The organism is Teichococcus wenyumeiae (assembly GCF_003696345.1).
In the GTDB taxonomy this organism is placed as follows: domain Bacteria; phylum Pseudomonadota; class Alphaproteobacteria; order Acetobacterales; family Acetobacteraceae; genus Pseudoroseomonas; species Pseudoroseomonas wenyumeiae.
Map to the genome: position 1 here is coordinate 492192 of NZ_RFLX01000001.1, position 25872 is coordinate 518063.

General features: G+C 72.0%; 21 protein-coding genes. 12 read left to right on the forward strand and 9 right to left on the reverse strand.

What is annotated here, in order from left to right; all coding sequences use genetic code 11:
• Positions 1-19 precede the first annotated feature (19 nt).
• From EBE87_RS02265 to EBE87_RS02285, 5 genes are all read left to right on the forward strand, one after another.
• On the forward strand, positions 20-2914 hold the full coding sequence (locus EBE87_RS02265) for a formate dehydrogenase subunit alpha (protein WP_120640233.1): 2895 nt from the start codon (positions 20-22) through the stop codon (positions 2912-2914).
• 15 nt (positions 2915-2929) lie between these two features.
• The gene (fdh3B, locus tag EBE87_RS02270) at positions 2930-3526 is read left to right on the forward strand and encodes a formate dehydrogenase FDH3 subunit beta (RefSeq protein ID WP_120640234.1); all 597 of its coding nucleotides are present in this window, start codon (positions 2930-2932) and stop codon (positions 3524-3526) included.
• Positions 3526-4791, forward strand: a complete 1266-nt coding sequence (locus EBE87_RS02275) for a formate dehydrogenase subunit gamma (RefSeq protein WP_122139849.1) — start codon at positions 3526-3528, stop codon at positions 4789-4791. The genes fdh3B and EBE87_RS02275 overlap by 1 nt, the downstream gene beginning before the upstream one ends.
• 103 nt (positions 4792-4894) lie before the next feature.
• Positions 4895-5395 (forward strand): molybdopterin-guanine dinucleotide biosynthesis protein B, encoded by a 501-nt coding sequence (gene mobB / locus EBE87_RS02280; protein WP_120641218.1) that lies wholly within the window; start codon positions 4895-4897, stop codon positions 5393-5395.
• Entirely contained in the window at positions 5383-6633 is a 1251-nt protein-coding gene (locus EBE87_RS02285) for a molybdopterin molybdotransferase MoeA (RefSeq protein ID WP_122139850.1), read from the forward strand. The genes mobB and EBE87_RS02285 overlap by 13 nt, the downstream gene beginning before the upstream one ends.
• Positions 6634-6902: 269 nt before the next feature.
• Here EBE87_RS02285 and EBE87_RS02290 read toward each other — a convergent pair whose 3' ends face one another.
• The 5 genes from EBE87_RS02290 to EBE87_RS02310 all read right to left on the reverse strand — a co-directional run bounded on the left by EBE87_RS02290 (position 6903) and on the right by EBE87_RS02310 (position 11643).
• The gene (locus EBE87_RS02290; protein ID WP_120641205.1) at positions 6903-7205 is read right to left on the reverse strand and encodes an AzlD family protein; all 303 of its coding nucleotides are present in this window, start codon (positions 7203-7205) and stop codon (positions 6903-6905) included.
• Positions 7205-7888: an AzlC family ABC transporter permease gene (locus tag EBE87_RS02295; RefSeq protein WP_120641206.1), complete on the reverse strand. Its 684-nt coding sequence runs from the start codon at positions 7886-7888 to the stop codon at positions 7205-7207. Before EBE87_RS02295 ends, EBE87_RS02290 begins: the two co-directional genes overlap by 1 nt.
• A gap of 4 nt (positions 7889-7892) precedes the next feature.
• On the reverse strand, positions 7893-8510 hold the full coding sequence (locus EBE87_RS02300) for a RecX family transcriptional regulator (RefSeq protein ID WP_122139851.1): 618 nt from the start codon (positions 8508-8510) through the stop codon (positions 7893-7895).
• Positions 8511-8637: 127 nt separating this feature from the next.
• Positions 8638-10713: a protein-disulfide reductase DsbD family protein gene (locus EBE87_RS02305; RefSeq protein WP_233560009.1), complete on the reverse strand. Its 2076-nt coding sequence runs from the start codon at positions 10711-10713 to the stop codon at positions 8638-8640.
• A 105-nt stretch (positions 10714-10818) separates the two neighbouring features.
• Positions 10819-11643 (reverse strand): isocitrate lyase/PEP mutase family protein, encoded by an 825-nt coding sequence (locus EBE87_RS02310; protein ID WP_120641031.1) that lies wholly within the window; start codon positions 11641-11643, stop codon positions 10819-10821.
• 77 nt (positions 11644-11720) lie between these two features.
• Here EBE87_RS02310 and hrpB point away from each other — a divergent pair, with 77 nt between their 5' ends.
• Both hrpB and EBE87_RS02320 read left to right on the forward strand, forming a co-directional pair.
• A complete protein-coding gene (gene hrpB / locus EBE87_RS02315; protein WP_122139852.1) occupies positions 11721-14171 on the forward strand; it encodes an ATP-dependent helicase HrpB in 2451 nt (816 codons plus the stop codon).
• A gap of 84 nt (positions 14172-14255) precedes the next feature.
• Complete coding sequence (locus EBE87_RS02320) at positions 14256-15350, forward strand: S1C family serine protease (RefSeq protein ID WP_120641091.1); 1095 nt, start codon at positions 14256-14258, stop codon at positions 15348-15350.
• Between the two features lie 222 nt (positions 15351-15572).
• Here EBE87_RS02320 and EBE87_RS02325 read toward each other — a convergent pair whose 3' ends face one another.
• Together EBE87_RS02325 and EBE87_RS02330 are read right to left on the reverse strand one after the other, a co-directional pair.
• Positions 15573-16949, reverse strand: coding sequence for a CoA transferase (locus EBE87_RS02325; protein ID WP_122139853.1), 1377 nt, complete (start codon positions 16947-16949; stop codon positions 15573-15575).
• Positions 16946-17956, reverse strand: coding sequence for an enoyl-CoA hydratase/isomerase family protein (locus EBE87_RS02330; RefSeq protein WP_120640754.1), 1011 nt, complete (start codon positions 17954-17956; stop codon positions 16946-16948). Before EBE87_RS02330 ends, EBE87_RS02325 begins: the two co-directional genes overlap by 4 nt.
• Positions 17957-18063: 107 nt before the next feature.
• On the opposite strand from EBE87_RS02330, the gene EBE87_RS02335 reads away from it, so the two are divergent.
• On the forward strand, positions 18064-19152 hold the full coding sequence (locus EBE87_RS02335; RefSeq protein WP_120640755.1) for an ABC transporter ATP-binding protein: 1089 nt from the start codon (positions 18064-18066) through the stop codon (positions 19150-19152).
• A gap of 283 nt (positions 19153-19435) precedes the next feature.
• On the opposite strand, the gene EBE87_RS02340 is transcribed toward EBE87_RS02335, so the two are convergent.
• A complete protein-coding gene (locus tag EBE87_RS02340) occupies positions 19436-20797 on the reverse strand; it encodes a glutamate--cysteine ligase (RefSeq protein ID WP_120640756.1) in 1362 nt (453 codons plus the stop codon).
• Between the two features lie 67 nt (positions 20798-20864).
• Entirely contained in the window at positions 20865-21593 is a 729-nt protein-coding gene (locus EBE87_RS02345; RefSeq protein WP_120640757.1) for a 16S rRNA (uracil(1498)-N(3))-methyltransferase, read from the reverse strand.
• On the opposite strand from EBE87_RS02345, the gene ubiA reads away from it, so the two are divergent.
• The 4 genes from ubiA (at position 21586) to EBE87_RS02365 (ending at position 25819) form a co-directional block, all read left to right on the forward strand.
• Positions 21586-22521 (forward strand): 4-hydroxybenzoate octaprenyltransferase, encoded by a 936-nt coding sequence (ubiA, locus tag EBE87_RS02350; protein WP_120640758.1) that lies wholly within the window; start codon positions 21586-21588, stop codon positions 22519-22521. The genes EBE87_RS02345 and ubiA overlap by 8 nt on opposite strands.
• Positions 22518-23162: a class I SAM-dependent methyltransferase gene (locus EBE87_RS02355; RefSeq protein WP_120640759.1), complete on the forward strand. Its 645-nt coding sequence runs from the start codon at positions 22518-22520 to the stop codon at positions 23160-23162. The genes ubiA and EBE87_RS02355 overlap by 4 nt, the downstream gene beginning before the upstream one ends.
• Positions 23163-23559: 397 nt before the next feature.
• Positions 23560-24435: a diacylglycerol/lipid kinase family protein gene (locus EBE87_RS02360; RefSeq protein WP_122139854.1), complete on the forward strand. Its 876-nt coding sequence runs from the start codon at positions 23560-23562 to the stop codon at positions 24433-24435.
• A 55-nt stretch (positions 24436-24490) separates the two neighbouring features.
• Positions 24491-25819: an aspartate aminotransferase family protein gene (locus tag EBE87_RS02365; protein WP_120640972.1), complete on the forward strand. Its 1329-nt coding sequence runs from the start codon at positions 24491-24493 to the stop codon at positions 25817-25819.
• The last annotated feature ends 53 nt before the right edge of the window (positions 25820-25872 follow it).

Genomic DNA, 25872 nt, shown 5'->3' on the forward strand with positions numbered 1-25872 from the left:
CGCCGGGAGACAAAGCGCCATGTTGATCAAGCGCAGCGAAGGGGCGACGGCGCGGCAGAGGCTGTCCGCCGCCTATCAGGGCCTCTCCGCCGGTGGGCTGGACCGCCGCAGCTTCCTGCGGCAGGCCGGGCTGGCCACCACGGGGCTGGCGACGCTGGGCACGCTGAACCTTTCCACCGCCCGCCGCGCGGCGGCCGGGCCGGCCGACTTCGGCCAGCCGGTCAAGGTCGTGAAGAACATCTGCACCCATTGCTCGGTGGGCTGCACCGTCACGGCGGAAGTGCAGAACGGCGTCTGGATCGGCCAGGAGCCTTCCTGGGAAAGCCCGATCAACCGCGGCACGCATTGCGCCAAGGGCGCCTCGGTGCGCGAACTGACGCATGGCGACCGCCGCCTGAAATACCCGATGAAGCTGGTGGACGGCACGTGGCAGCGCCTGTCCTGGGACCAGGCGATCAGCGAGATCGGCGACAAGCTGCTGGAGATCCGGCAGAAGTCGGGGCCGGATTCGGTTTTCTGGCTGGGCAGCGCCAAGTTCTCGAACGAGGGCGCCTACCTGATGCGCAAGTTCGCGGCCTTCTGGGGCACGAACACGGTCGACCACCAGGCGCGCATCTGCCACTCCACCACCGTGGCCGGCGTGGCCAATGTCTTCGGCTATGGCGCGCAGACCAACAGCTACAACGACATCCGCAACGCCCGCACCATCATCATCATGGGCGGCAACCCGGCGGAAGCGCATCCCATCTCCATGCAGCATGTGCTGACGGGGAAGGAGCAGAACCGCGCGAACATGATCGTCATCGACCCGCGCTTCACCCGCACGGCGGCGCATGCCACCGAATACGTGCGGCTGCGGCCCGGCACCGATATCCCGGTCATCTGGGGCATGCTCTGGCACATCTTCGAGAACGGCTGGGAAGACAAGGAGTTCATCGACCAGCGCGTCTTCGGCATGGATGACGTCCGCAAGGAAGTCGCCAAGTGGAACCCGGCCGAGGTGCAGCGCGTCTCCGGCGTGCCGCCGGAGCAGCTGAAGCGGGTGGCGCAGATCTTCGCGACGCAGAAGCCCTCCACCCTGGTCTGGTGCATGGGCGCCACGCAGAAGACGGTGGGCACCGCCAATGTGCGCGCCTATGCCACGCTGCTGATGGCCACCGGCAATGTCGGCCGGCCCGGCACCGGCGCCAATATCTTCCGCGGCCATACCAACGTGCAGGGCGCGACGGACCTTGGCCTCGATACCACCACCCTGCCCGCCTATTACGGCATCGACGAGAGTGCCTGGCGCCACTGGTGCCGCGTCTGGGACGTGCCCTACGACTGGATGGTGTCGCGCTTCGCCAGCAAGAAGCTGATGGAAACGCCGGGCATCCCGACCACCCGCTGGTTCGATGCCGTGCTGCTGCCCAAGGACCAGCTGGAGCAGCCCGATAACCTGAGGGCCATGATCGCCGTCGGCCATGGCGGCAACACCGTCAGCCGCATGCCCGAGGCGATCAAGGGCATGGAGAAGCTGGACCTGCTGGTGGTGGCGGACCCGCATCCCACCAACCTTTCCAGCATGTCGAACCGGCGCGACAACACCTACCTGCTGCCGATCTGCACGCAGTTCGAATGCGCCGGCAGCCGCACCGCCTCCAACCGCTCGCTGCAGTGGTACGAGCCGGTCGTGCAGCCGATCTTCGAGAGCAGGACCGACTACGAGCTCTTCTACCGCCTGGCCGAGAAGCTCGGCTTCGCGCAGGAGATGTTCAAGACCATGGAGGTCCAGGGCAAGGCACCGACCGCCGAGAGCATCCTGCGCGAGATCAACCGCGGCGCCATCTCGACCGGCTATTCCGGCCAGTCGCCGGAGCGGCTGAAGCTGCACATGCAGCACCAGGCGGATTTCGACGTGGTGACGCTGCGCGGCAAGCCCGGCACGCCGGTGGCGGGCGAGACCTATGGCCTGCCCTGGCCCTGCTGGGGCTCGCCGGAGATGAAGCATCCCGGCAGCCATATCCTCTACAACACCAACCTGCATGTGAAGGAAGGCGGCGGCACCTTCCGCGCCCGCTTCGGCGTGGAGCGCAACGGCCAGACCCTGCTGGCCGAGGGCTCCTATTCCAAGGGCTCGGAGATCACCGACGGCTATCCGGAATTCACCGTCGCGGTGCTGAAGCGCCTCGGCTGGTATGACGAGCTGACGCCGCGGGAGAAGGAGATCATCGCCCGCATCGGCGAGGGGAACGAGGACCGCGTTTCCTGGTCCATCGACCTTTCCTTCGGCATCATCCGTGTGGCCATGGAGCATGGCTGCGTGCCCTACGGAAACGCCAAGGCGCGGGGCAATGCCTGGAACCTGCCCGACCCGGTGCCGGTGCACCGCGAGCCGATCTACACGCCGCGCACCGACCTGATCGCCCAGTATCCGACGCTGGACGACCGCCGCGCCTTCCGCATGCCGCATCTGGGCAAGTCGGTGCAGCAGCGCTCCTTCCAGGTGGCGCCGAACTTCCCGATCATCCTCACCTCCGGCCGTCTGGTCGAATACGAGGGCGGCGGCGAGGAAACGCGCTCCAACCGCTGGCTGGCCGAGCTGCAGCAGGACATGTTCGTCGAGATCAACACCGAGGATGCCGCGGCCCGCGGCGTCAAGGACGGCCAGTTCGTCTGGGTGGATGGTGTCGAGAACCAGGCCAAGGTGCGGGTCAAGGCGCTGGTCACCGACCGTGTCGGCAGGGGCGTGGCCTTCATGCCCTTCCATTTCGGCGGCTGGTACCAGGGCGAGGACCGGCGCGGCTATTACCCGCCGGGCACCGACCCCATCGTGCTGGGCGAAAGCGTGAATACCCTGACCACCTATGGCTATGACCCCGTGACCGCGATGCAGGAAACCAAGGTCACGCTCTGCCAGATCCGCGCGGCGTAAGGAGGGACCGAAGACATGGCCCGCATGAAGTTCCTCTGTGACAGCGACCGTTGCATCGAGTGCAACGCCTGCGTCACCGCCTGCAAGAACGAGCACGAGGTGCCCTGGGGCATCAACCGCCGCCGCGTCATCACGCTCAATGACGGCAAGCCGGGAGAGCGCAGCATCTCCATGGCCTGCATGCATTGCACGGACGCGCCCTGCCAGGCGGTCTGCCCGGTGAACTGCTTCTACACCACGGCCGATGCCATCGTGCTGCACGACAAGGACCTGTGCATCGGCTGCGGCTATTGCTTCTACGCCTGCCCCTTCGGCGCGCCGCAGTATCCGCGCGTCGGCAATTTCGGCGGGCGCGGCAAGATGGACAAGTGCACCTACTGCGCCGGCGGCCCGCAGGCCGACAACACGGAAGCCGAATACGCGCAGTACGGCGCCAACCGCATCGCGGAAGGCAAGCTGCCGCTCTGCGCCGAGATGTGCTCCACCAAGGCGCTGCTGGCGGGCGATGGCGACATCATCGCCAGCATCTACAAGGAACGCGTCCAGGTGCGCGGCTATGGTGCCGGCGCCTGGGGCTGGCGCACCGCCTATCGTGAGACGGTGGGCGTGTGATGCGGCGCGCAGCCCTCACCCTCGCCCTCGCGCTGCCGCTGCTGACGGGCATCGCCCAGGCGCAGCAGCAGCAGGCCCCGCAGAGCCCGGAGACGCAGCAGGCGGTGCCGCAATCGGCGCAGCCGGCGCAGCAGCAGTCGCAGGAAAACGGCGCCGGCCCGCCCGCCGGCGCGCCGGAAGTGCAGAACGCGACGCCGGAAAGCCAGTCCGCCGGGCAGAACCAGCAGCGGCAGGTGCCGCAGACCACCGATACCTCGGCCCCCACCGGCACGCCCGCCGCGCCGCAGCCCGAGGCCGCGCCCACCCCCGTGGCGCCCGTGACGGCGCCGCCGCCCGAGGGCACGCGCGGCCCCACGGCCGAGGAGCGGGAGCTGGAAGCGGCGCTGAAGGGCGAGCGCATCCAGGGCCGCATCTCCATCCCCAACCAGAGCGCCGGCGTGCTGGTGCAGCCGGAAGGGCGGGACTGGCGCGTCTTCCACAACCGCACCCTGCCCTGGGTGGCCGGTACGGCGGTGGTCGGCACGGTGGTGCTGCTGGCGCTGTTCTTCCTGATCCGCGGCCGCGTGCGGGTGCGGGAAGGCTTCTCCGGCCGCACCATGCTGCGCTTCACCTTCTTCGAGCGCGCGGTGCACTGGATGACGGCCAGCTCCTTCATCGTGCTGGCGCTCTCGGGCCTCAACCTGACCTTCGGGCGGGATGTGCTCCGTCCCGTGATCGGGCCGGAAGCCTTCACCACCCTCTCCCACTGGGGCAAGACGGCGCATAACTTCCTGGCCTTCCCCTTCACGCTGGGCATCCTGCTGCTCTTCATCATGTGGGTGGGCGGCAACCTGCCGACGCGGGGCGACGTCACCTGGCTGATGCAGGGCGGCGGCATGATCGGCCACACCAACCCGAAGGCGGACCGTTTCAACGCCGGCCAGAAGGGCATCTTCTGGATCACGGTGCTGGGCGGCGCGGCGGTGGCGGTCTCTGGCTACCTGCTGGTCTTCCCCTTCACGGTGCTGGACGTGAATGGCCAGCAATGGGCGCATATGGTCCATGGCATCATCTCCGCCGTGATGATGGCGGCCATCCTGGCCCATATCTACATCGGCACCCTGGGCATGGAGGGCGCCTTCTCCGCCATGGGCAGCGGGCAGGTGGACTACAACTGGGCGCGCGAGCACCACGAGCTCTGGGTGGATCAGGAACTCGCCAAGGCGCATGACACGGTGCGGCCCGGCAGCGGCGGGCCCGCCCCGCGCCCCGCCGGGGCGGATTGAGACGAGCCAAAGGGCCGGGGCATCCCCCGGCCCTTTTTTCATGGCGCCTCTCCGGGCCTCGCCGGCCTTGCGAGGGCCGGCACCCGCCGCTAAGCCGGTGCCCATGCGCCTCATCGGACTGGCCGGCTGGAGTGGCGCCGGCAAGACCACCCTGCTGGCCCGCCTGATCCCCGCGCTCGCCGCGCGCGGCATCGCGGTCTCCACCGTCAAGCACGCCCATCACGCCTTCGACATCGACCAGCCGGGCAAGGACAGCCACACCCACCGGCAGGCGGGGGCGCGGCAGGTGCTGGTCTCCTCCTCCAACCGCTGGGCCCTGATGAGCGAGCTGCGCGGCGCGCCCGAGCCGCCGCTGGCCGAGCTGCTGCGCAAGCTGGACCCGGTGGACCTCGTGATTGTCGAGGGCTTCAAGCGCGACAGCCACCCCAAGATCGAGGTCTTCCGCGCCGCCAATGGCAAGCCCTGGCTGCACCCCCAGGACCCCGCCATCCGCGCCGCCGCCACCGATACCCCGCCCCCCGGCCCCCTGCCCTTTGCCGGGATCGACGAGGTGGAGCGCGTCGCCGACCTCCTGCTCGCCCATGCCGCGCCATGGCCCAGCTAAGCGACGACTGCTTCGCCCACGGCGGCAAGCTGCTGTCCGTGGAGGACGCGGCGGCCCTGGTGGTGGCCCGCGTGCCGCCGCTCGAAGGCCGCGAGACCCTGCCCCTGATCGAGGCGCGCGGCCGCATCCTGGCCAGCAACCTGCATGCCCCCGGCCCGCTGCCCCCCTTCTTCAACAGCGCCGTGGACGGCTACGCCTTCCGCCATGCCGACCTGGAGCCGGCGGGCGAGACGGTGCTCCGCCTGGAAGGCCGCCTCGCCGCCGGCCAGGCAGCGGGCGCCGCCCTGCCCCCCGGCACTGCCCTCCGCATCCTGACCGGCGCCCCCATGCCCCCCGGCGCCGATACCGTGATGATGCAGGAGGACGCCCGGCTGGAGGATGGCCTGATCCGCCTGCCCCCCGGCCTCAAGCCCGGCGCCAATTGCCGCCCGGCCGGCGAGGACGTGGCCCAGGGCGAGCTGGCCCTGCCCGCCGGCACGCGCCTCGGCCCCGCCGAGGTCGGCCTCGCCGCCGCCTTGGGCTTCGCCGCTCTGCCCGTCACCCGCCGCCCGCGCATCGGCGTCTTCAGCACCGGCGACGAGCTGGCGCCCCCCGGCACCCCGCTGGGCCCGGCGCAGACCTACGACAGCAACCGCTTCTCCCTGCTCGCCCTGCTGGCCGGCCTGCCGGTGGAGGCGCATGACCTCGGCATCCTGCCCGACCGCCCCGGCGCCACCGCCGAAGCCCTGCGCGAGGCCGCCGCCTGCCACGACATGCTGCTGACCTCCGGCGGTGTCTCCACCGGGGAGGAAGACCATGTCCGCGCCGCCATCCAGGCCGGCGGCAGCCTGGTCTTCTGGCGGCTGGCGCTGAAGCCGGGCCGCCCGGCGGCCATGGGCGTGGTGGGCGGCACGCCGGTGCTGGGCCTGCCCGGCAACCCTGTGGCGGCCATCGTCACCTTCCTGCACCTGGCACGGCCCCTGGCGCTGCGTCTGGCCGGCGCCACGCCCGCCGCCCTGCCCCGCTTCGCCGCCACCGCCGACTTCGCCTACCGCAAGAAGGCCGGGCGGCGGGAATACGTGCGCGTCTCGCTCCAGCCCGGTGCCACCCTGCCAGTGGCACGCAAATACCCGCGGGAGGGCGCGGGGCTGCTGACCTCCCTCACCCGCTCCGACGCCTTCGCGGAACTGGGGGAAGAGGTCACCGCCGTGGCGCCGGGGGATACGGTGATGGTGCTGCCCTTCGGGATGGTGTTCTAGGCGGCGGCCGGGGCCAAAGAGGGCTCCGCCCTCTCTGGACGCTCCCGCCGGGGTGGAAAGTCCACCCCGGGCCCCGCTGTCAGTTTTTCGGGGCTTCGCGCCGCAGCGTGGCGGCTGTTGTTTTTGCTGAAGCCATGCGGGCTGAACCCTCAGTCGCCGAGGGTCATGGACCCTAGGCGGAACCACCGTCACTAAAAACAGATGGCGGGGTCCGGGGTGACACGGTCACCCCGGCGGGGGTTCCAGGGGGCGGCGCCCCCTGGCCTGCGTCATTCCAGCCCGTACCGCAGTGCCGCCAGCGTTCCCACCCCGGCCAGAATCGACAGCACCAGGTTGCGCGTCCGCCACTGCACCAGCGCCACCGGCAGCGCCGAGAGCCAGGCGGCGTAATCCATGCGGGAGAGTGCCAGCGCCACATAGGCCGCGAAGAGCGGGCCGGGGATGTTGCGCATCATCGCCTCCACGAAGGGCGGTGGGCGCACCACGCGCAGCACGGCATAGCCGCCGGCGCGGCAGAGAAAGGTCACCGCCGCCATCCCCAGGATGGCCAGCAGCACGTCCATGCGCAGCATCAGTTGCGGCGCCCTTCCAGCCAGGCAGCCAGGGCGGCGCCGCCCAGCGCGCCGCTCAGCAGCGGCACCGGCTGCGGCAGGCCCAGCCGGGCCGCGCCCAATGCCAGCCCGGCGGCCAGCACCCATGGCCAGAGTTCCCCCTTGCCGCGCCACAGCGAGACCAGCAGCGCCACGAAGGTGGCGGTGGCGGCGAAGAAGATCGGGTGCCCCGGCGGCAGGCGGATCGCGCCGCTCAGCACATGGCCCAGCGCCGCGAAGATCATCCAGGTGACCCACAGCGTCAGGCCGATGCCCAGCAGGAAGCCGGGGTCGCGCCCGCCGGAACGCATATTGGCCACGCCCAGCGCGAAGGAATGGTCCACGATGGTGCCCAGCGTCAGCCATAGGCGCCAGCCGCGCACGCGGTCCAGCAGCGGCGCCAGGGCGGCGCCCATCGGCAGCATGCGGACATTCACGGCGAAGGCGGCGAGGCAGGCGGCCAGCAGCGGCGCCGGGTCGGCCCAGAGTTCCATCGCCAGAAGCTGCGCCGTGCCGGCATAGACCACGCCGGACATCAGCAGCGTCTCCGCCAGGCTCAGGCCCTTGCTCTGGGAGACGATTCCCACCACCAGCCCGAAGGGGGTCAGACCGATCATCAGCGGCACCGCGGCGCGCATGCCGAGGCGCAGCCCGGCCAGGGTCATGCCCTCAGCCACGGCGGGAGGCCAAGAGGCGGTCGGTGGCGTCCTCGGGGTCCATGTCCAGGGCGCGCTCGGCCAGGTCGCGGGGGAAGCCGGCGCGGGCCAGGGCGCCCAGCGCCTTCAGCCGCGCCTCGGGCGAGGGCGGCTGCTCCACGGCGAAGGGGCCGGCGCGGCGGCGGCGCAGGTGGCCCAGGGCGGCGGCCAGTTCATCCGTTTCTTCCAGCAGCCCGGCGGCGGTGGCGGCGGGCACGCCCTTCACCGCCAGATGCGCGGCAATGGCGCGGCGGGACCGGCCGGCCTGGTTCAGCCGGCGGGCGCGGGCGGCGGCGAAGGCCTCGTCATCCACCGCGCCGGCCTTGGCCAGGGCCTGGGCGACTTCTGCGGCGGCCTGCTTGGCTTGTGCGGCGGCGGGGGCGATGGTCTCGGCCAACTGGCCTTCCCCCTCGGCGCGGCGGGCCCAGCGGTCCACCCGGCGTTGCAGCACGCGGCGCAACCCGGCCTCGGTGGTGCCGAAGCGGGCCAGATGCGCCAGCGCGGCCTCCCGCAGGCGGGCGGCATCGGGGGCGGGGCCGGCGGGGATGTCGCGACGCGGGCGCGCGGGCGTTCGGCCCGAAGGCGTTTTCATGATGCGGGGCAGTTTGCCACGGGCAGGGGGCGGCCGGAAGGCCAGGGGGCGCCGCCCCCTGGAACCCCCGCCGGGGTGACAGGGTCACCCCGGACCCCGCCATCAATGGGCGGAAACGGAGAAGGGGTCAGCCGGCAGCCTGCGCTTCCAGGGCGCGCAGCACGATGGATTCCGTCAGGATCTGCGGCAGCACGGCCGGGGCGCCACCGCCGGCGGGATAGACCAGATACAGCGGCACGCCCTCCCGCCCATGGGCACGCAGCAGGGCGGCGATCTCGGCGCCGCCGCGCGTCCAGTCGCCGGTCAGATAGGCGACGCGGCGGGTGGCGAAGGCTTCCCGCACCGCCGTGCTGTCCAGCGCCACGCGCTCATTCACCTTGCAGGTGATGCACCAGGCGGCGGTGAGATTGACGAAGACCGGGCGGCCTTCTGCCTGCGCGGCGGCGACGCGGGCGGCGGACCAGGGCTCGGCACCGGCCTCGGCGGCCGTGGCGGCGGGGGCAGGGGCCGCGTGCAGGCGCGGCAGCAGCAGCGCCGCCAGCAGCAGCGCCAGGGCGGCACCGCCGCGCCCGGCCAGTCGCCAGCGCCCGCGCGCGCCCTGCGCCGTGCCCAGCGCCCAGGCGCCGAAGCCGACCAGCAGCCCGCCTGCCATGGCCGCCGCCAGCCCCTCCGGCCCGGTGAGCTGCGCCAGCACCCAGAGCAGCCAGAGCGCGGCGCCATACATCGGGAAGGCCAGCGCCTGCTTCAGCCGGTCCATCCAGGCGCCGGGCTTGGGCAAGAGCCGCGTCAGACCCGGCGCCAGGGCCAGCAGCGCATAGGGCGCGGCCATGCCGAGGCCCATGGCGCCAAACACCGCCAGCGTGCCGGCCGGCGGCAGCGCCATGGCGGCGCCGATGGCGGCGGCCATGAAGGGCGCGGTGCAGGGGGTGGCCACCAGCACCGCCAGCGCCCCGGTGGCGAAGCTGCCGCCATGCCCGCCACGCGCCGCCAGCGCGCCGCCCGCGCCCACCGGCCCGCCGATGTTGAACACGCCCGAAAGGTTCAGCCCCACCGCCAGCATCAGCCAGCCGGTCAGGGCCACGAACACCGGGGAGGTGAACTGGAAGCCCCAGCCCGCCGTCTGCCCCGCCAGCCGCAGCCCCAGCAGCAAGCCGCCCAGCAGCAGGAAGGAGAGCACGACGCCGGCCGTGTAGCTCGCCCCATGCGCCCGCACCGTGGCGCGGGCGGCGCCGGACAGCCGCGCGATGCCCAGCGCCTTCATGGCCAGGATGGGAAAGACGCAGGGCATCAGGTTCAGGATCAGCCCGCCCAGCGCCGCCCAGAGCAGCGCCTGCCCCAGCGGCAGCCCGCCCCCGCCGCCGGGCAGCGCCGGCAGCGGGCCAGGGGCGGCGGAAAGGCTATAAGCGCTGCGCACCCCCGCGCCATCCGTGATGGCCACTACGCCCGCCACCTGCGTCGGCAGTTCCATCATGCCGCGCGGCAGGCCGAGCCGTAGCGCGCCTTCCGTCACCCGCAGCGGCTGCGGGCCGGCATGGTCCAGCACGCCCGCCTCAGCGGGGAAGAAGAAGGCCTCCTTCACCGATTGCGGCGACAGGTCCTGGCCCCGCAGCAGCAGCGCGCCTTCCTTGCCCTCGAAGCCGATGCTGGCTTCCCAGGGGGAAGGGCGGGGCAATTGGGCCTCGGCCTGCTGGAACAGCGGCGCCATGGCGGCATCGGGCCGCGCTGCGGCTTCCACCGGCAGGGTGAGGGTGAAGCGGCCTTCCTCGGGGATGCAGACCTGCTCGCAAACCAGCCAGCTCGCCTCGGCCTGGATGGTGAAGCTCTGGCCGGGGGTGAGGGAGACCGGCGGCGTCACTTCCTGCGGCAGCAGGGTGGCATTCTCGTAGCCGAAGTTCACCAGCGGGCCGAAGGGGATGCGGTGCGGCGCCGGCCATTGGATCGGCCCGGCGCTGGCGCCGTCCGGCAGGGTGAGGGTGACATCGGGCGGCAGGCCGGCATCGCCGGGGTTCTGCCAATAGGTATGCCAGCCCGGCGCCAGGCGCTGCCGCAGCCCGATGCGGAAGGGCTGCCCCGGCGCCACGGAAGCCACCTCGGCCGCCAGGGTCATGGTGGTGCGCTCCGACCGCACAGCCTCGCTTTCCCCCGCCAGGGCGGGGGTGGCCAGGGCCATCAGGGCGGCGGTGAGGAGGATCGGGCGCGACATGGCGAATAGAAGCCTTTTCCGGTGGCCAGAGGCCAAGGGGGTTCCGCGTGACGAATCGTCTCATGCCACGGCAGGACCGCCTGGGCCAAAGCCTCCGGGCGCGGGTCAGCCGCGCGGTGTCATGAAGGCTTGCGCCTCCGCGCCCGTCATGGCCTGGGCGGCATAGCCGAAATGGCCTTCCGCCAGCACCTCCCGACCCGCGCGGGCCAGGGCGCCCAGCGCCGCCCGTGCCAGGGAGCCGCCCAGGCTGATGCGCTTCACGCCCGCTTCCGCCAGTTCCGCCACGGTGAAGGGGCGCCCGGCCAGGCCCATCACCACATTCACCGGCCTGTCCACGGCGGCGCAGAGGGTGCGGATATCCTCCAGCCGCGTCAGGCCGGGGGCATAGAGCACCTCCGCGCCCGCCTTCGAAAAAGCCTGCAGGCGGCGGATGGTGTCGTCCAAGTCCGGGCGCCCGTGCAGGTAATTCTCGGCGCGGGCGGTCAGCATGAAGGGCAGGGCGCGCGCGGCCTCGGCGGCGGCGGCCACGCGTTCCACGGCTTGGTTGAAGTCGTAGAGGGGGCGGTCGGCTTCGCCCGTCGCATCCTCGATGGAGCCGCCGACGAGGCCCACCCTGGCGGCGGCGCGGATGGTTTCGGCGCAATCCTCCGGCGCATGGCCGAAGCCGTTCTCCAGGTCGGCCGAGACGGGCAGGGAGGTGGCGGCGACGATGGCTGCGGCATTGGCCAGGGTTTCCTCCCGGCTCACCGCCCCCCGGCCATCCGGCCGCCCCAGCGAGAAGGCGAGGCCGGCGCTGGTGGTAGCCAGGGCCTCGAAGCCCAGCGCCGCCAGGATGCGGGCGCTGCCGGCATCCCAAGGGTTGGGAATAACAAAGGCGCCGGGGCGGGCATGCAGCGCGCGGAAGCGGGCCACTTGTTCAGTCTGGCTCATGGCGGTTCCTCCTGTTGTGGTGAACAGATCAGGAACCAGGCTGCGCCGCAAGCCGTGCTGCTGTAGAGGGTGGCGCCATGTCCATCGCCCTGCTGCCCGAACTGCCCGTCACCGAGGCCCTGCCGCGCCTGGCGGAAGCGCTGCGCGTCGGTTCCAATGCCGTGCTGGTGGCGCCGCCCGGCGCCGGCAAGACGACGCTGGTGCCCCTGGTGCTGCGCGACGAGCCCTGGGCGGCGGGGCAGAAGATCCTGGTGCTGGAACCCCGCCGCGTTGCCGCCCGCGCCGCCGCCCGCCGCATGGCCAGCCTGCTGGGCGAGGAGGTCGGCAATACCGTGGGCCTGGTGACGCGGCTGGAACGCGCCACCTCGGCGGCCACGCGCATCGAAGTCATCACCGAGGGCCTGTTGGTCCGCCGCCTGCAATCCGACCCTGGGTTGGATGGCGTGGCGGCGGTGCTGTTCGACGAGGCGCATGAGCGCAACCTCGACACCGACCTGGCGCTGGCCTTCTGCCTGGACCTGCAACGCGCGCTGCGGCCGGAACTGCGCCTGCTGGCCATGTCCGCGACGCTGGAGGCCGAGGGTTTTTCGACCCTGCTGGGCGATGCGCCGGTGGTGGAAAGCCTTGGCCGTGCCTTTCCCGTGGCGGTGCAATACCGGCAGCGGGAGCTGAAGGATGCGCGCGAACTGCCGGAAGCCATGGCCAGCGCCATCCGCGAGGCGCTGCGGGCGCATCCCGGCGACGTGCTGGCCTTCCTGCCCGGCTGGGGCGAGATCCGCCGCACCGCCGACCGCCTGGGCGGCATCGACGCCGATGTGCTGCCCCTGCATGGCGAGATGCCGCCGGCCGAGCAGGACAAGGCGCTGAACCCCGGCCCCCGCCGCAAGGTGGTGCTGGCCACCTCCATCGCCGAAACCTCGCTGACCGTGCCGGGGGTGCGGATCGTGGTGGATGGCGGCTTCCGCCGCGCGCCGAGGCTCGACCCCGCCACGGGCCTGTCCCGCCTCGCCACGCTGCGCATCTCCCGCGCCGCCGCCGAGCAGCGCGCCGGCCGCGCCGGCCGCACGGAATCCGGCGTTGCCATCCGCCTCTGGACCGAGGCGCTGCACCGTGGCCTGCCGATCTCTGACCGGCCGGAGATCCTGGAAAGCGAACTCTCCGGCCTCGCGCTCGACTGCGCCGCCTGGGGCGCCGAGCCCGCCACGCTGCCCTTCCTGGACCCGCCACCGGCCGGCGCCCTGGCCGCCGCCCGCGCCCTGCTGCGAGACCTCGACGCGCTGGATGCCGAAGGCCGCGTCACCGCCACCGGACGGCGCATGGCGCGCCTCGGCACGCATCCCCGCCTCGCCCGCATGATGACGGCGGCGGAAAGCGCCGAGGAAGCCGCCCTGGCCGCTGAACTCGCCGCGCTGCTGGAGGAACGCGACCCCATCCGGGGCCGCGAGGCGCCGTCCGACATCCACCTGCGCCTGGATCTGCTGCATGGCGCCGACGACCCCAATGCCGACCGCGCCGCGCTGGGCCGCATCCGCCGCGCCGTGACGCTGCACCGCCGCCGCCTGGGCGTGCCCGGCGGCACCGAGGCGGCGGGCGACCCCGGCCTGCTGCTGGCCGCCGGCTTCCCCGACCGCATCGCCGCCAAGCGCGGCACCATGGATGGCGCCTTCCGCATGGCCTCCGGCCAGGGCGCGCGGCTGCCGGCGACCGACAAGCTCGGCAAATCCCCGCTGCTGGCGGTGGCGGACCTGGAGCTGGCGGGCACCGAGGCCCGCATCCGCATGGCCGCGCCGCTGGACCGCGCCGTGCTGGAATCCCGCTTCCCCGAGCGCCTGGTGCGGGAGGAAGGCGCCGCCTTCGACCCCCGCGCCGGCGCCGTGGTGGCCCGCCGCCGCCTGCGCTTCGGCCCGCTGGTGCTGGAGGAAGCCACCATCCCCCATGCCGACCCCGCCGCCGTGGCCGCCGAACTGGCGAAGGCCGCCGCCAGCCGCGGCTTCCGCGACCTGAACTGGACCGATGCCGCCAGCCAGACCCGCGCCCGCCTCGACTGGATGCACAGGCTGGCGCCGGAGGAATGGCCGGATGTCTCCGACGCCGCCTTGACCGCCACCGCCACCGAATGGCTGGCCCCCTGGCTTTCCGGCCTGACCAGGCTTTCGGAACTGAAGGGCCTGGACGCCACGGGCATCCTGCGCGCCCTGGTGCCGCACGCCCAGCAGCGCGCGCTGGATGCCGCCCTGCCGGTGCGTGTGGACCTGCCGAAGGGCCGCTCCGCCGCCATCGACTATTCGGGGGAGGTGCCGCGCCTGGAAGCCCGCGCCCAGTGGCTGTTCGGCATGGCCACGTTGCCGCCGCTGGCGCAGGGGCGTATCCCCTTGCAGGTGGCGCTGCTTTCCCCCGCCGGGCGGCCCGTCGCCGTCACCGCCGACCTGCCGGGCTTCTGGCGCGGCGCCTGGGCCGATGTCCGCAAGGATATGCGCGGGCGCTATCCCAAGCACGACTGGCCGGAAGACCCATCCCGCCCCATGTAGAGGCCACTGACGGTGGAATCGTCCCGTTGCGGCTGCCACGGTCCGACGCCACAGTTCAGTGCTATCGCCAGGATGTCCCCCGCCATGCCGCCGATTCCCTCCCGCGCCCCTATGGCTTCACGCCGCTTCATCCTCGCCGGGCTGGCCGCCAGCGCCGCCCTGCCGCTGATCTCCTGCGCCTCTTCCGTCCCCGCCCAGGCGCAGCGCGGCCTCCTGCCCGACTTCGCCGACCTGGCGGAGCGCGTGATGCCGGCGGTGGTGAATATCGCGGTGCTGAGCGAGCAGACCACCACCCAGGTGCCGCCCGAGCTGCGCGGCACGCCCTTCGAGCGTTATTTCCGGGAACGGCGCGGCCGCCAGCAGGTGCAGGGCGCGGGCTCGGGCTTCATCATCGACCCCGCCGGCTACATCGTCACCAACAACCACGTGGTGGGCAATGCCTCCCGCGTCGTCGTCTCCCTGCAGGATGGCACCGAGCTGCCGGCCCGCGTGGTCGGCACCGATGAGCTGACCGACCTCGCCCTGCTGCGGGTGGAGGCCAAGACCAGCCTGCCTTCCGTTCCCTGGGGCAGCAGCGCCGGCACGCGCGTTGGCCAATGGGTGCTGGCCTGCGGCAACCCCTTTGGCCTGGGCGGCACCGTCACCTCCGGCATCGTCTCCGCCCGCGGGCGCGAGATCGGCGCCGGGCCCTTCGACGACTTCATCCAGACCGATGCCGCCATCAACCCCGGCAATTCCGGTGGCCCGCTGTTCAACGCGGCGGGCGAGGTGATCGGCATCAACACCGCCATCTTCTCCCCCACCAATGCCTCCGCCGGCATCGGCTTCGCCACGCCTTCCGATCTGGCGAAGGGCGTGATCGAGCAGCTGCGCCGCGACGGGCGGGTGGAACGCGGCTGGCTCGGCATCGCCGTGCAGGACTTCGGCAACGAGCCCGGCGGCCGGCGCGGCGCCCAGGTCCAGGCCGTGGAACGCGGCAGCCCCGGCGCCCGCGCCGGGCTGCGCCAGGGCGATATCCTGGTGGCGCTGAACGGGGAGCGGATGGAAGGCTCCCGCACCCTGATCCGCAACGTCGCCGGCACGCCGCCGGGCCAGACGGTGCGCCTGACGCTGATCCGCGACGGGCGGCAGCAGGAAATCGCGGTGCAGGTCGGGCGGCGGCCGCCTTCAGCGTCCTGAAGAAGGCTGGGGAATGAATTCCCCATCAAACGTATACGTTTGATCCTTCTTTTCTTTTTCGAGTTTTCCGGTGCGCCGGAGGGCCTGGCCATCCGGCGACTGCGGCCTCAGCTTGCGCGCCTTTTTGAAAACACCACGGCGACCCCGACGCTCGTCTGAGCCCGAACCCAGACTCGAAGAAAAAAGAAGGGGGGATCGGGGGAATTCATTCCCCCGGCCTTCTCACCACTGCGCCGCATCGGTCCCCAGCGGCACGGAGGGCCGTGCGAAGAAGGCTGGCGTTGCTTCCAGCCGCGCCGCGTGCCGCACGGCGCTGAGGCGCCCAAAGCCGGAATCGGTTTCTTCCAGCAGGTCCAGCAGATCTTCCCGCTTCGGGTCCGGCGCTGAGAAGCCCTGTTCCAGCCGCCCCAGCCCGCGCAGCCAGCGGCCCGTGGCGGCGAGGGAGACGCGCACCTGCCAGGAGCCGCCTTCCGCCGCCCGCCGGTGCAGCGCCGCCAGGATGCCGAAGGCAAGCAGGTAGCCCGAGGCATGGTCCAGCGCCTGGGCGGGCAGGGGGCGGGGCTTGCTGTCGCCGGCGGCCTCGGCTTCGGCGCGGTTGAAGCCGCTGGCGGTTTGCACCAGGGAATCGAAGCCGCGCCGGCCCTGCCAGGGGCCGTCCCAGCCATAGGCCGAGAGGCTGGCATGGACGATGCCGGGGCGCAGGGCGGCCAGCCGCTCCGGCCCGAAGCCATGCGCCGCCAGGGCGCCGGGGCGGTAGGATTGCAGGAAGACATCGGCCTCCCGCGCCAGGGCTTCCAGTTGGGCATGGCCCTCGGGCTGGCGCAGGTCCAGTTGGGCGGAGCGCTTGCCGCGCCCGGTATCGATCACCAGCGGCGCCACGGCGGGCAGGTGCGGGGCGGTGACCAGCAGCACATCGGCGCCATGGGCGGCCAGCGCCCGCCCGGCCACGGGGCCGGCGATGATGCGCGTCATCTCCAGCACCCGCAGCCCTTGCAGCGGCCGGGCGGCGGCGGGCAGGGGCTGGGGCGGGGCATCGCCGATGCGGGTGATGGAGACCGGCCGATCCGCCACCGCCTGCCCCTGGGGCGAGGCATCCCATTCCGCGAAGGAACGCAGGGCGGCGGCGCAGAGGCCGGCTTCGGCGGCGGCATCCTCGAAGGCCCGGGCCTGCCAGCCCAGCAGGGCGCGGGCCACGGCGGCGCGGTCGTTCTCCACGCCCAGCAGGCGCAGCGCGCCGTCGCGGTGGTGCGGGAAATTGGTGTGCAGCCGCACCCAGCCGTCGGCCGTGGGGTAGAGGCCGGCGATGGCGTCCCACAGCTCCGGCGCTTCCCGCCCATCGACGCGGAAGAGGCGTTCGGAGCGGAACTCGGCCGCCGCGTGGCGCATCTCCACCGCCACGCGCTGCGGCGGGCCGCCGCGCTGGCGGTGCAGGCTGGCGGCGGCCAGGGCCGTGGCGGCGATGCTGGCCTGCGCCGCCGTGCCCACGGCGAAGGAGGAGGGCAGGGCGGGCTCCGCCCCCGTCAGTTGCAGCCAGCCCAGGGCCTCCGCCGGCAGCCCGGCGCGGTGCCAGAGGGCGGCGGTGGCCCCGGCGGGGGTCACGCGAAGAAGGCCTCGACCCGCGCGGGCTCCACATCCTCGATGCGGGCGGGGGTCCAGCGGGGGGTGTTGTCCTTGTCCACCAGCAGGGCGCGCACGCCCTCGGCGAAGTCGGGGTAGGGGGTGATGGTCCGCACCAGCGCCACGTCCATGGCCAGGCAGCCGCGCAGGTCCAGGTGGCGGGCGCGCCTCAGCATCTCATGCGTCACGAACAGGCTGGTGGGGGAGACGCGGCGCAGCACCGCCAGTTGCTCGGCCGCCCATTCGGTGCCCTCGGCCTCCAGCGCCGCGACGATGGCGGGGACGGAGCCGGCGCCGAAGCAGCGGTCCACCTCCGCCCGCCGCGCCGCCACCGTGCCCGGCGGCACGGGCCGCGCCATGCGGTCGATGGCGGCAAGGTCGCCGCCCAGCAGTGCCTCCCGCAGTGCCGGCAGGTCGTCGCGCGGCACGAAATGGGTGGCGAAGCCGCATTCCACCGCCTCCGCCCCCCGCATCCGCGCGCCCGTCAGGCCGAGCCAGAAGCCCAGCGCCCCCGGCATGCGGGAGAGCACGTAGCTGGCGCCGATATCGGGAAAGAGGCCGATGGTGGTCTCCGGCATGGCCAGCACGGCGGCCTCCGTCACCACCCGGTGGCTGCCATGCACCGAGACGCCGACGCCGCCGCCCATGCAGACGCCGTCGATCAGGCTGATCCAGGGCTTGGGAAATTCACCGATATCGCCGTTCATGGCGTATTCGTCGGCCAGGAAGCGCACCAGCCCCGCGCCGTCGCCGCCCAGCAGCATCTCCCGCGCGTGGCGCACGTCGCCGCCGGCGCAGAAGGCGCGTCCGCCCTCGCCCTCCACCAGCACGGCGGTCACGCCCGGGTCCTCGCGCCATTCCGCCAGGTGGCGGGCGATGCCGTGGATCATGGCCGGGTCCAGCGCATTCAGCGCGCGCGGGCGGTTCAGCCGCAGGCGGGCGATGCCGCCCTGCCGTTCCACGATCAGGCTTTCCGCGAGCAGCTCCATCTTCCATCCCCAGGTTGCTTGCCGCCCAGCCTCGGCGCCACGCGCGCGGTTGACAAGTGCCCGGCCCTGACCGCTTCCTCCCCCATACCGGGGATGCAGGAGAAGCCATGGCCGAGGCGCTGGTGCGGTTCGAGGGCGTGCGGAAGGCCTATGCTGCCGGCAGCTATGCCGTGAAGCAGCTGGACCTGGAGGTGAAGCGCGGGGAATTGCTGACTCTGCTCGGCCCCTCCGGCTCCGGCAAGACCACCACGCTGATGATGCTGGCCGGCTTCGAGCAGCCGAGCGAAGGCCGCATCATGCTGCAAGGCCGCGACATCGCCCGCCTGCCGCCGCACAAGCGCGGCATCGGCGTGGTGTTCCAGTCCTATGCCCTGTTTCCGCACATGAGCGTGGCCGAGAACGTGGCCTTCCCGCTGGAAGTGCGCGGCGTGCCCAAGGCGGACCGCACCGCCCGTGTCGCCCGCGCCCTCTCCGCCGTGCGGCTGGACGGCTATGGCGACCGCCACCCGGCGCAGCTTTCCGGCGGCCAGCAGCAGCGCGTGGCCCTGGCCCGCGCCATGGTCTTCGAACCCCCCATCGTGCTGCTGGACGAGCCCCTCGGTGCCCTGGACAAGGCGCTGCGCGAGGAAATGCAGTTCGAGATCCGCGACATCCACCAGCGGCTCGGCGTGACAATGATGTACGTCACCCACGACCAGCAGGAGGCACTGACGCTGTCGGACCGCATCGCGGTCTTCGAGGGCGGGCTGATCCGCCAGCTTGCCCCGCCCCGCGCCATCTACGACCGCCCGGCCAATGCCTTCGTCGCCGGCTTCGTGGGCGAGAACAACCGCCTGCCCGGCCGGGTCCTGACCCGGGACGCCGAGGAAGCCCGCATCGCCCTGGACTGCGGCCCCGAGGTGCTGGCCCGCGCCGCCGACGATCTGGCGCCCGGCGCCCTCTGCCTGGTGACCATCCGGCCGGAGCGCGTGGCCGTGGCCGGCGTCGCCGCCGCCGAACTGGGCGAAGGCGCCATGCCAGCCATGGTGCGCGAGGCCATCTTCCAGGGCGACCATGTCCGCCTGAAGCTGGCGCTGGGCGATGGCGGCGAGATCCTGGCGAAACGCCCGGTGGGCGGCACAACCCTGCCGGAGCCGGGCAGTGTCGCGGCCGTGGCCTGGGAAGCGGGGCAGGCACTGGCTTTCGCGGCGGCGTAAAAGAAGCGGCGGGCCGGGGCCAAAGAGGGCGCTGCCCTCTCTGGACACACCCGCTGGGGTGACAGTGTCACCCCAGACCCCGCCATCAGTTTTTCAGGCGACAGGTTGGTTGCGCCGGAGGTCCTGGGCCTCCGGCGACTACAAGCCCAGCCCGCGTGGCCATCTTTGAAAAGCTGGCGCCGCTGCGGCCAAGATTGAAAAACTCGAAGCGGGGTCCGGGGTGGTCTCACCACCCCGGCGGGCGGGAACGTATACGTTCGCGGGGGCAGCGCCCCAGCCTTCCTCACGCCGCAGCGGCAGCCTTGAAGATGCGGGACACGTCGCCGCCCCATTCTTCGCGGCACAGGCGCAGCCAGCGGTCCGCCTGGGTCTCGCCGCTGGCCACGATCTCTTCCAGGGGCGCGAGGTAGACTTCCTCCCCCAGCCCACGTGCGCGGAGACCGTCACGGGCGATGGCCACGGCGTCGGCCGCAACCTCCCGCACGGTGCGGCCACGGAAGGGGGTTTCCAGCGCGCGTTCCGGCACGGCCACGCGCAGGGCCTGGATCTCGGCCACCGGCCAGTCGCGCACCAGGTTGGCCGCGGCCTTCTGGGCGGCGTCGTTGTAGAGCAGGCCGGTCCAGAAGGCGGGCAGGGCGTGCAGCATCTCGGGGCTGCCGGCGTCCGCGCCGCGCATCTCCAGGAAGCGCTTCAGGCGCACGTCGGTGAAGACGGTGGTGACGTGGTCGGCCCAGTCGCCCATCGTGGCCTCGACGCCGGGGTGGCCGGGCAGGCCCTCCGCCATGAAGCGGCGGAAGCTGGCGCCGGCGCAGTCGATCCAGCGGCCCTCGCGCATGATGAAGTACATCGGCACGTCGAGCACGTGCTGCACGAAGCGCTCGAAGCCGAAGCCCTGCTCGAAAACCACGGCGGGGATGCCGGTGCGGTCGGGGTCGGTTTCGGTCCAGACGCGGCCGCGAAGGGTGCGCAACCCGTTGGGCTTGCCCTCGGCGAAGGGGGAATTGGCGAAAAGGGCGGTGGCGATGGGCTGCAGCGCGAGGGAAACGCGCAGCTTTTCCACCATGTCCGCCTCATCCCCGAAATCGAGGTTCACCTGCACGGTGCAGGTGCGCAGCATCATGTCGAGGCCCATGGAGCCCACGCGCGGCATGTAGTTGCGCATGATGGCGTAGCGGCCCTTGGGCATCCAGGGCATCTCCTCCCGCTTGGCCAGCGGGTGGAAGCCCAGCGGCGCGAAGCCCATGCCGAGGGGGCCGGCGACATCCCGCGTCTCGTCCAGGTGGTTTTTCAGTTCATCCCAGCCGGCATGCAGGTCCGCCAGAGGCGCGCCGGAGAGTTCGAACTGCCCGCCTGGCTCCAGGCTGATGCTGGCCTTGCCGCGCGTCAGGCCAATGGGGTTGCCATTGTCCAGGATGGGCTCCCAGCCCTTGGCCTGGAGGCCTTCCAGCAGGGCGCGGATGCCGCCCGCGCGCTCTGCCCCCGGGGCATAGGGCGGGGGGGAGAGGTCAGAGTGGTAGAAGCCGAATTTCTCGTGCTCCGTGCCGATGCCCCACTGGGAGGCGGGTTTGGAGCCCTTGGCGAACCATTCGGCGAGTTGCCGCAAGGAGGTGATCGGCGTGAGATCGGCCTCGCCGGGATTGGACATTGGGTAAACCTGCGATCCGTTCGAGCGTGGGCCGGAAAAGCCCGTCTTGGGAACGGGGTTTGCCGCATCAGGAGGGGACGGTCCAGTCACCGGCCAATGCCTGTAGCACCGCCAGCCCCGCGACCGCCGCCGTCTCCGCCCGCAGGATGCGGGGACCGAGCGCGGCTGATGAAACAAAGTGTCGCCGGCCCATGGCGTCAAGCTCCGGCTTCGTGAATCCACCCTCGGGACCGACCAGAATCCCGAGCGGGGGCACCCGGCCGGGCAGCAGGCTGGCCAGGGATGGCGCCTTTCCACGTTCGTGGCCGAGGAAAAGCGGCGTGCCGTCCCAGGCATCCAGCGCCGCGTGCAGGTCCTGGGCGGGGGCGATGGCCGGCAGGTCCAGCCGCTCGCATTGCTCGGCGGCCTCGCGGGCGATGGTGGAGAGGCGCTCGTGGTTGATGCGGCCGACCACGCCGCGGGTGGTCAGCACCGGGTGGATGGAGGCGACGCCCAGCTCGGTGGCCTTTTCCACCACCCATTCCATGGCATCCCGTTTCAGGGGGGCCAGCAGCAGGCGGATATCGGGCGTGGCGGCCTGGGGGCGCAGCCTTTCCTCCGGCACCAGGGTGGCGCGGTCCTTGCGGATGGCGCCGATGCGCGCGCGCCATTCCCCATCCCGGCCGTTGAAAAGGTGAACAGAATCCCCTTCCCCCTTGCGCATCACCTGGCCGAGGTAGTGGCCCTGGCCGGGCAAAGCGGGCACATCCACCCCTTCGGCGAGATCGGCTTCGACATACAGGCGAGGGATGGACATGAGCGGCTCCAGGGGAACAGAGGCAGGCACGGCTCCGCACACCGATATCCGCGCCCGGGGATGGGTGGCGCATCTGCCGGCCTCCTGGCAAGCCTATGCGCTGCTGATGCGGCTCGACCGGCCCATTGGCGTCTGGCTGCTGCTGCTGCCGGGGCTCTGGGCCTTCGCCATGGCGGCGCCGGACTGGGGCACCGGGTTGTGGCTGACGCTGCTGTTTGTGCTGGGCGCCACCATCATGCGCGGCGCCGGCTGCGTGGTGAACGACCTCTGGGACCGGGAGCTGGACAAGAAGGTCTCCCGTACCGCCGGGCGGCCGCTGGCCTCGGGCGCGGTATCCGTGAAGCAGGCGGTGGTCTTCCTGGCCGTGCTGCTGCTGCTGGGGCTGGTCATTTTGCTGCAGTTGAACTGGCTCTGCGTCATCCTGGGCGTGGTGTCGCTGGTCCCGGTGGCGCTCTACCCCGCCGCCAAGCGCGTGACGGACTGGCCGCAGGCGGTGCTGGGCCTCACCTTCTCCTGGGCCGCGCTGGAAGGCTATGCCGCCGCCACCGGCCGGCTGGATGGCCCTGGCATCGCCCTCTACGCCGCCGCCTTCCTCTGGATCCTGGCCTACGACACCATCTACGCCCACCAGGACCGGGAAGACGACATCATGGTCGGCATCCGCTCCACCGCCCGCCATTTCGGCGAAAGGACGCGTCCCTTCCTGGCCGTCTGCTACGGCGGCGTGGTGCTGCTGCTGGCGCTGGCCGGCTACCTGGCCGACATGGGCCCCTGGTTCTGGCCGGTGCTGCTGGCGCCCGCCGCCATGCTGGCCTGGCAGGTGACGCGGCTGGACATCCACGACCCCGCCCTCTGCCTGCGGCTGTTCCAGAGCAACCGCGAGACCGGCCTGCTGGTGGTCCTGGCCTTCCTGGCGGGCCGGCTGTGAGGGACGGGGAAGCCTTCATCGCCGCCCATACCGCCCCCGCCCGCCCGGCGCTGGTGCCGGAGGTCGAGCTGTTCCTCGCCACCGCCATCACCCCCATCTGGCAGGCCACCGAGGACTGGCTGGCCGAGCGCAACATCGAGCCGCCCTTCTGGGCCTTCGCCTGGCCCGGCAGCCAGGCCCTGGCGCGGCTGATGCTGGACGGCACCGTGCAGGTCGCGGGCCGCCGCGTGCTGGACTTCGCCGCCGGCGGCGGCCTCGCCGCCATCGCCGCCATGCTGGCCGGGGCAGAAAGCGCCGAGGCCGCCGAGATCGACCCCCTGGCCCTGGCCGCCACCCGCCTGAACGCCCGCCACAACGGCGTCTCCGTCGCCACGCCGGAGGGAGACGTGGTGGGCCAGCCCTGCCGCTGGGACACCATCCTGGCCGGCGATGTCTGCTACGAGGCGCCCATGACCGGCCATATCTTCCCCTGGCTGCGCCGCATGGCGCAGGAGGGCGCCGAGGTGCTGCTCGCCGACCCCGGCCGCGCCTATCTGCCGAAGGAAGGGCTCGCCGCCGTGGCGCGCTTCTCCGTGCCAACGACGCGGGAACTGGAAGACCGCGACGCGCGGGACGTGACGATCTACCGCGTGCTGGGGTGACGGGCCGGGGCCAAAGAGGGCGCTGCCCTCTCTGGATACACTCGTTGGGGTGACAGGGTCACCCCAGACCCCGCCATCAATGTCTCCAGGCTGGTTGCGGCGAAGGCCCCCAGACCTCCGGCGGCCGCAGCCTCAGCCCCTCGTGGCGTTTCAACAGTTCCGAAGCTGGTGGATAGCGCCACGCCCTTTTCCTGAAGACCATTCCACAATGCGAAGCGGGGTCCGGGGTGGACTTTCCACCCCGGCGGGGTCCAGGGGCGGAGCCCCTGGCCTTTCCCTTGTCTTCTCCAGCGTCTCACCGAGGCGGGCGAAGCCGCGCTGCACCGCTGGAACAGCCTGCCGCCGCCTCGGGTCGCCGGATGCGATGCGGCGCGCTTCGTGCTCTACAGGGCAGCCCATGCTGATCGTCTTCAACCCCACCGCCGGCAGCCGCCGCCGTTCCCGGCTGGAGCGTGCCCACGCGTTGCTGCCCGGCGCGCGACTGGCCGAGACCGCCGGCCCTGGCCATGCCGAGGCCCTGGCGCGCGAGGCCGCCGCGCTGGGCGAGGATTGCGTGGTGGCGGCCGGCGGCGACGGCACCGTCGCGGAAGTGGCGGCGGGGCTGATGGGCGGCGGCACGGCGCTGGGCATCCTGCCGCTGGGCACCGCCAATGTGCTGTCGCTGGAACTCGGCCTGCCCCGCGTGCCCGAGGCTGCGGCGGCGGTGCTGCGCGGCGGGCGGGACGTGGCGCTCTGGCCCGGTGTCGCCCGCTTCGGGGATGGGCGCTCCCTGTTGTTCGTGCAGATGCTGGGCGCGGGCTTCGATGCCGATGTGGTGCGGCGGCTGGATATCGGGCTGAAGCGGCGCATCGGCCGCGCCGCCTATGTCTGGCAGGCCAGGCTGGAACTGCGGCGCTACGGCTTCCCGCCCATCCGCGTGCGGCTGGACGATGGGGAGGCGCTGCGCGCCAGTGCCCTGGTGGTCAGCAAGGGACGCCTCTATGCCGGCCCCTTCCTGCTGGCGCCGGGCGCCACGCCGCTGCGGCCCGGCTTCCATGTGGCGCTGATCGGCGGCGGCTGGGGCCGGGCCGCCCTGGCCGGGGCGCTGCTGCCGCTCAACCTGCTGCCGCGCCTGCCCGGGCTGGTGTTGCACCAGGCGAGCCATGTGGTGCTGGAAGGCGGCGGCGTGCCAATCCAGGCGGATGGCGATTTCACCGGCCACCTGCCTGTCACCGTCACGGATGCCCCGGCGCCGCTGCGCATCCGGCTGCCGGGTGATGGACGGGGGCGATGATTCTGATCTAGCCTCCGTCTCTCCGCCCCCAGCCGTGCAAGGTCTGTCGCATTCCATGAACCAGTTCTCGCCCGTGTCGCGTCCGAACAACCTTGATGCGTTCTGGATGCCCTTCACCGACAACCGCTACTACAAGTCGCATCCGCGCCTGCTCGCGCGCGCCGAGGGCATGAACTACTACACCGCCGATGGCATGGAGGTGCTGGACGGCACCGCCGGCCTCTGGTGCTGCAACGCCGGCCATGGCCGCCGCGAGATCACCGAGGCCATCCAGAAGCAGGCGGCGGTGATGGATTTCGCGCCGACCTTCCAGCTTGGCCACCCGCTGGCCTTCGAGGCCGCGGCGCGCGTCGCCGACATGACGCCGGATGGCATGGACCGCGTCTTCTTCACCAATTCCGGCAGCGAAAGCGCCGATACCGCGCTGAAGATCGCGCTGGCCTACCAGAAGGCGCGCGGCCAGGCCCAGCGCGTGCGGCTGGTGGGGCGGGAGCGCGGCTACCACGGCGTCGGCTTCGGCGGCATGTCGGTGGGCGGCATCGGCGGCAACCGCAAGCAGTTCGGCGCCATGCTGCCCTACGTGGACCACCTGCCGCACACGCATAACCTGGCGAAGAACGCCTTCACCCGCGGCCTGCCGCAGCATGGCGCCGAACTGGCGGATGCGCTGGAAGGGCTGGTGACGCTGCATGGCGACACCATCGCCGCCGTGATCGTGGAGCCGATGGCGGGCTCCACCGGCGTGCTGGTGCCGCCCGTGGGCTACCTGCAGCGGCTGCGCGACCTGTGCGACAAGCACGGCATCCTGCTGATCTTTGACGAGGTCATCACCGGCTTCGGCCGCGTCGGCACCGATTTCGGCGCGGAGCGCTTCGGCGTCACGCCCGATATCATCACCATGGCCAAGGGCCTGACCAATGCCGCCGTGCCGATGGGCGGCGTGGCCGTGAAGAACGACATCTACGAGGCCGTCGTGAACGGCTCGGCGGATGGGATCGAGCTCTTCCACGGCTATACCTATTCCGGCCATCCGCTGGCCTCGGCGGCCGCCATCGCGACGCTGGACCTGCACCGCAGCGAGGACCTGCCCGGCCGCGCCAAGGCGATGGAAGGCTATTTCGAGGATGCCGCGCACAGCCTGAAGGGCACCGACAAGGTCATCGACGTGCGCAACATCGGCCTCGTCGCCGGCATCGAGCTGGCGCCGCGCGCCGGCAAGCCCGGCGCCCGCGCGATGGAGGTGTTCCGCACCTGCTTCGACAACGGCGTGCTGACGCGCGTCACCGGCGACATCATCGCCATCTCGCCGCCGCTGATCGCGGAGAAGCAGCATATCGACCGGATCTTCGGGACGATCGCCGAAGCCGTGAAGGCGGTGGACTGAGGACAGGCCAGGGGCGCCGCCCCTGGACCCCGCTGGGGTGACAGTGTCACCCC

What these genes read in the sequence shown, in the direction of transcription:
- EBE87_RS02295 (WP_120641206.1), bottom strand. Translation starts at nt 7,888, where the DNA reads ATGACCCTGGCCGGGCTGCGCCTCGGCATGCGCGCCGCGGTGCCGCTG.
- EBE87_RS02320 (WP_120641091.1), top strand. Translation starts at nt 14,256, where the DNA reads ATGCCGCCGATTCCCTCCCGCGCCCCTATGGCTTCACGCCGCTTCATC.
- EBE87_RS02310 (WP_120641031.1), bottom strand. Translation starts at nt 11,643, where the DNA reads ATGAGCCAGACTGAACAAGTGGCCCGCTTCCGCGCGCTGCATGCCCGC.
- mobB (WP_120641218.1), top strand. Translation starts at nt 4,895, where the DNA reads ATGCGCCTCATCGGACTGGCCGGCTGGAGTGGCGCCGGCAAGACCACC.
- fdh3B (WP_120640234.1), top strand. Translation starts at nt 2,930, where the DNA reads ATGGCCCGCATGAAGTTCCTCTGTGACAGCGACCGTTGCATCGAGTGC.
- EBE87_RS02345 (WP_120640757.1), bottom strand. Translation starts at nt 21,593, where the DNA reads ATGTCCATCCCTCGCCTGTATGTCGAAGCCGATCTCGCCGAAGGGGTG.
- EBE87_RS02265 (WP_120640233.1), top strand. Translation starts at nt 20, where the DNA reads ATGTTGATCAAGCGCAGCGAAGGGGCGACGGCGCGGCAGAGGCTGTCC.
- EBE87_RS02365 (WP_120640972.1), top strand. Translation starts at nt 24,491, where the DNA reads ATGAACCAGTTCTCGCCCGTGTCGCGTCCGAACAACCTTGATGCGTTC.
- EBE87_RS02300 (WP_122139851.1), bottom strand. Translation starts at nt 8,510, where the DNA reads ATGAAAACGCCTTCGGGCCGAACGCCCGCGCGCCCGCGTCGCGACATC.
- EBE87_RS02340 (WP_120640756.1), bottom strand. Translation starts at nt 20,797, where the DNA reads ATGTCCAATCCCGGCGAGGCCGATCTCACGCCGATCACCTCCTTGCGG.
- EBE87_RS02335 (WP_120640755.1), top strand. Translation starts at nt 18,064, where the DNA reads ATGGCCGAGGCGCTGGTGCGGTTCGAGGGCGTGCGGAAGGCCTATGCT.
- ubiA (WP_120640758.1), top strand. Translation starts at nt 21,586, where the DNA reads ATGGACATGAGCGGCTCCAGGGGAACAGAGGCAGGCACGGCTCCGCAC.
- EBE87_RS02330 (WP_120640754.1), bottom strand. Translation starts at nt 17,956, where the DNA reads ATGGAGCTGCTCGCGGAAAGCCTGATCGTGGAACGGCAGGGCGGCATC.
- EBE87_RS02305 (WP_233560009.1), bottom strand. Translation starts at nt 10,713, where the DNA reads ATGTCGCGCCCGATCCTCCTCACCGCCGCCCTGATGGCCCTGGCCACC.
- EBE87_RS02360 (WP_122139854.1), top strand. Translation starts at nt 23,560, where the DNA reads ATGCTGATCGTCTTCAACCCCACCGCCGGCAGCCGCCGCCGTTCCCGG.
- EBE87_RS02290 (WP_120641205.1), bottom strand. Translation starts at nt 7,205, where the DNA reads ATGCTGCGCATGGACGTGCTGCTGGCCATCCTGGGGATGGCGGCGGTG.
- EBE87_RS02285 (WP_122139850.1), top strand. Translation starts at nt 5,383, where the DNA reads ATGGCCCAGCTAAGCGACGACTGCTTCGCCCACGGCGGCAAGCTGCTG.
- hrpB (WP_122139852.1), top strand. Translation starts at nt 11,721, where the DNA reads ATGTCCATCGCCCTGCTGCCCGAACTGCCCGTCACCGAGGCCCTGCCG.
- EBE87_RS02275 (WP_122139849.1), top strand. Translation starts at nt 3,526, where the DNA reads ATGCGGCGCGCAGCCCTCACCCTCGCCCTCGCGCTGCCGCTGCTGACG.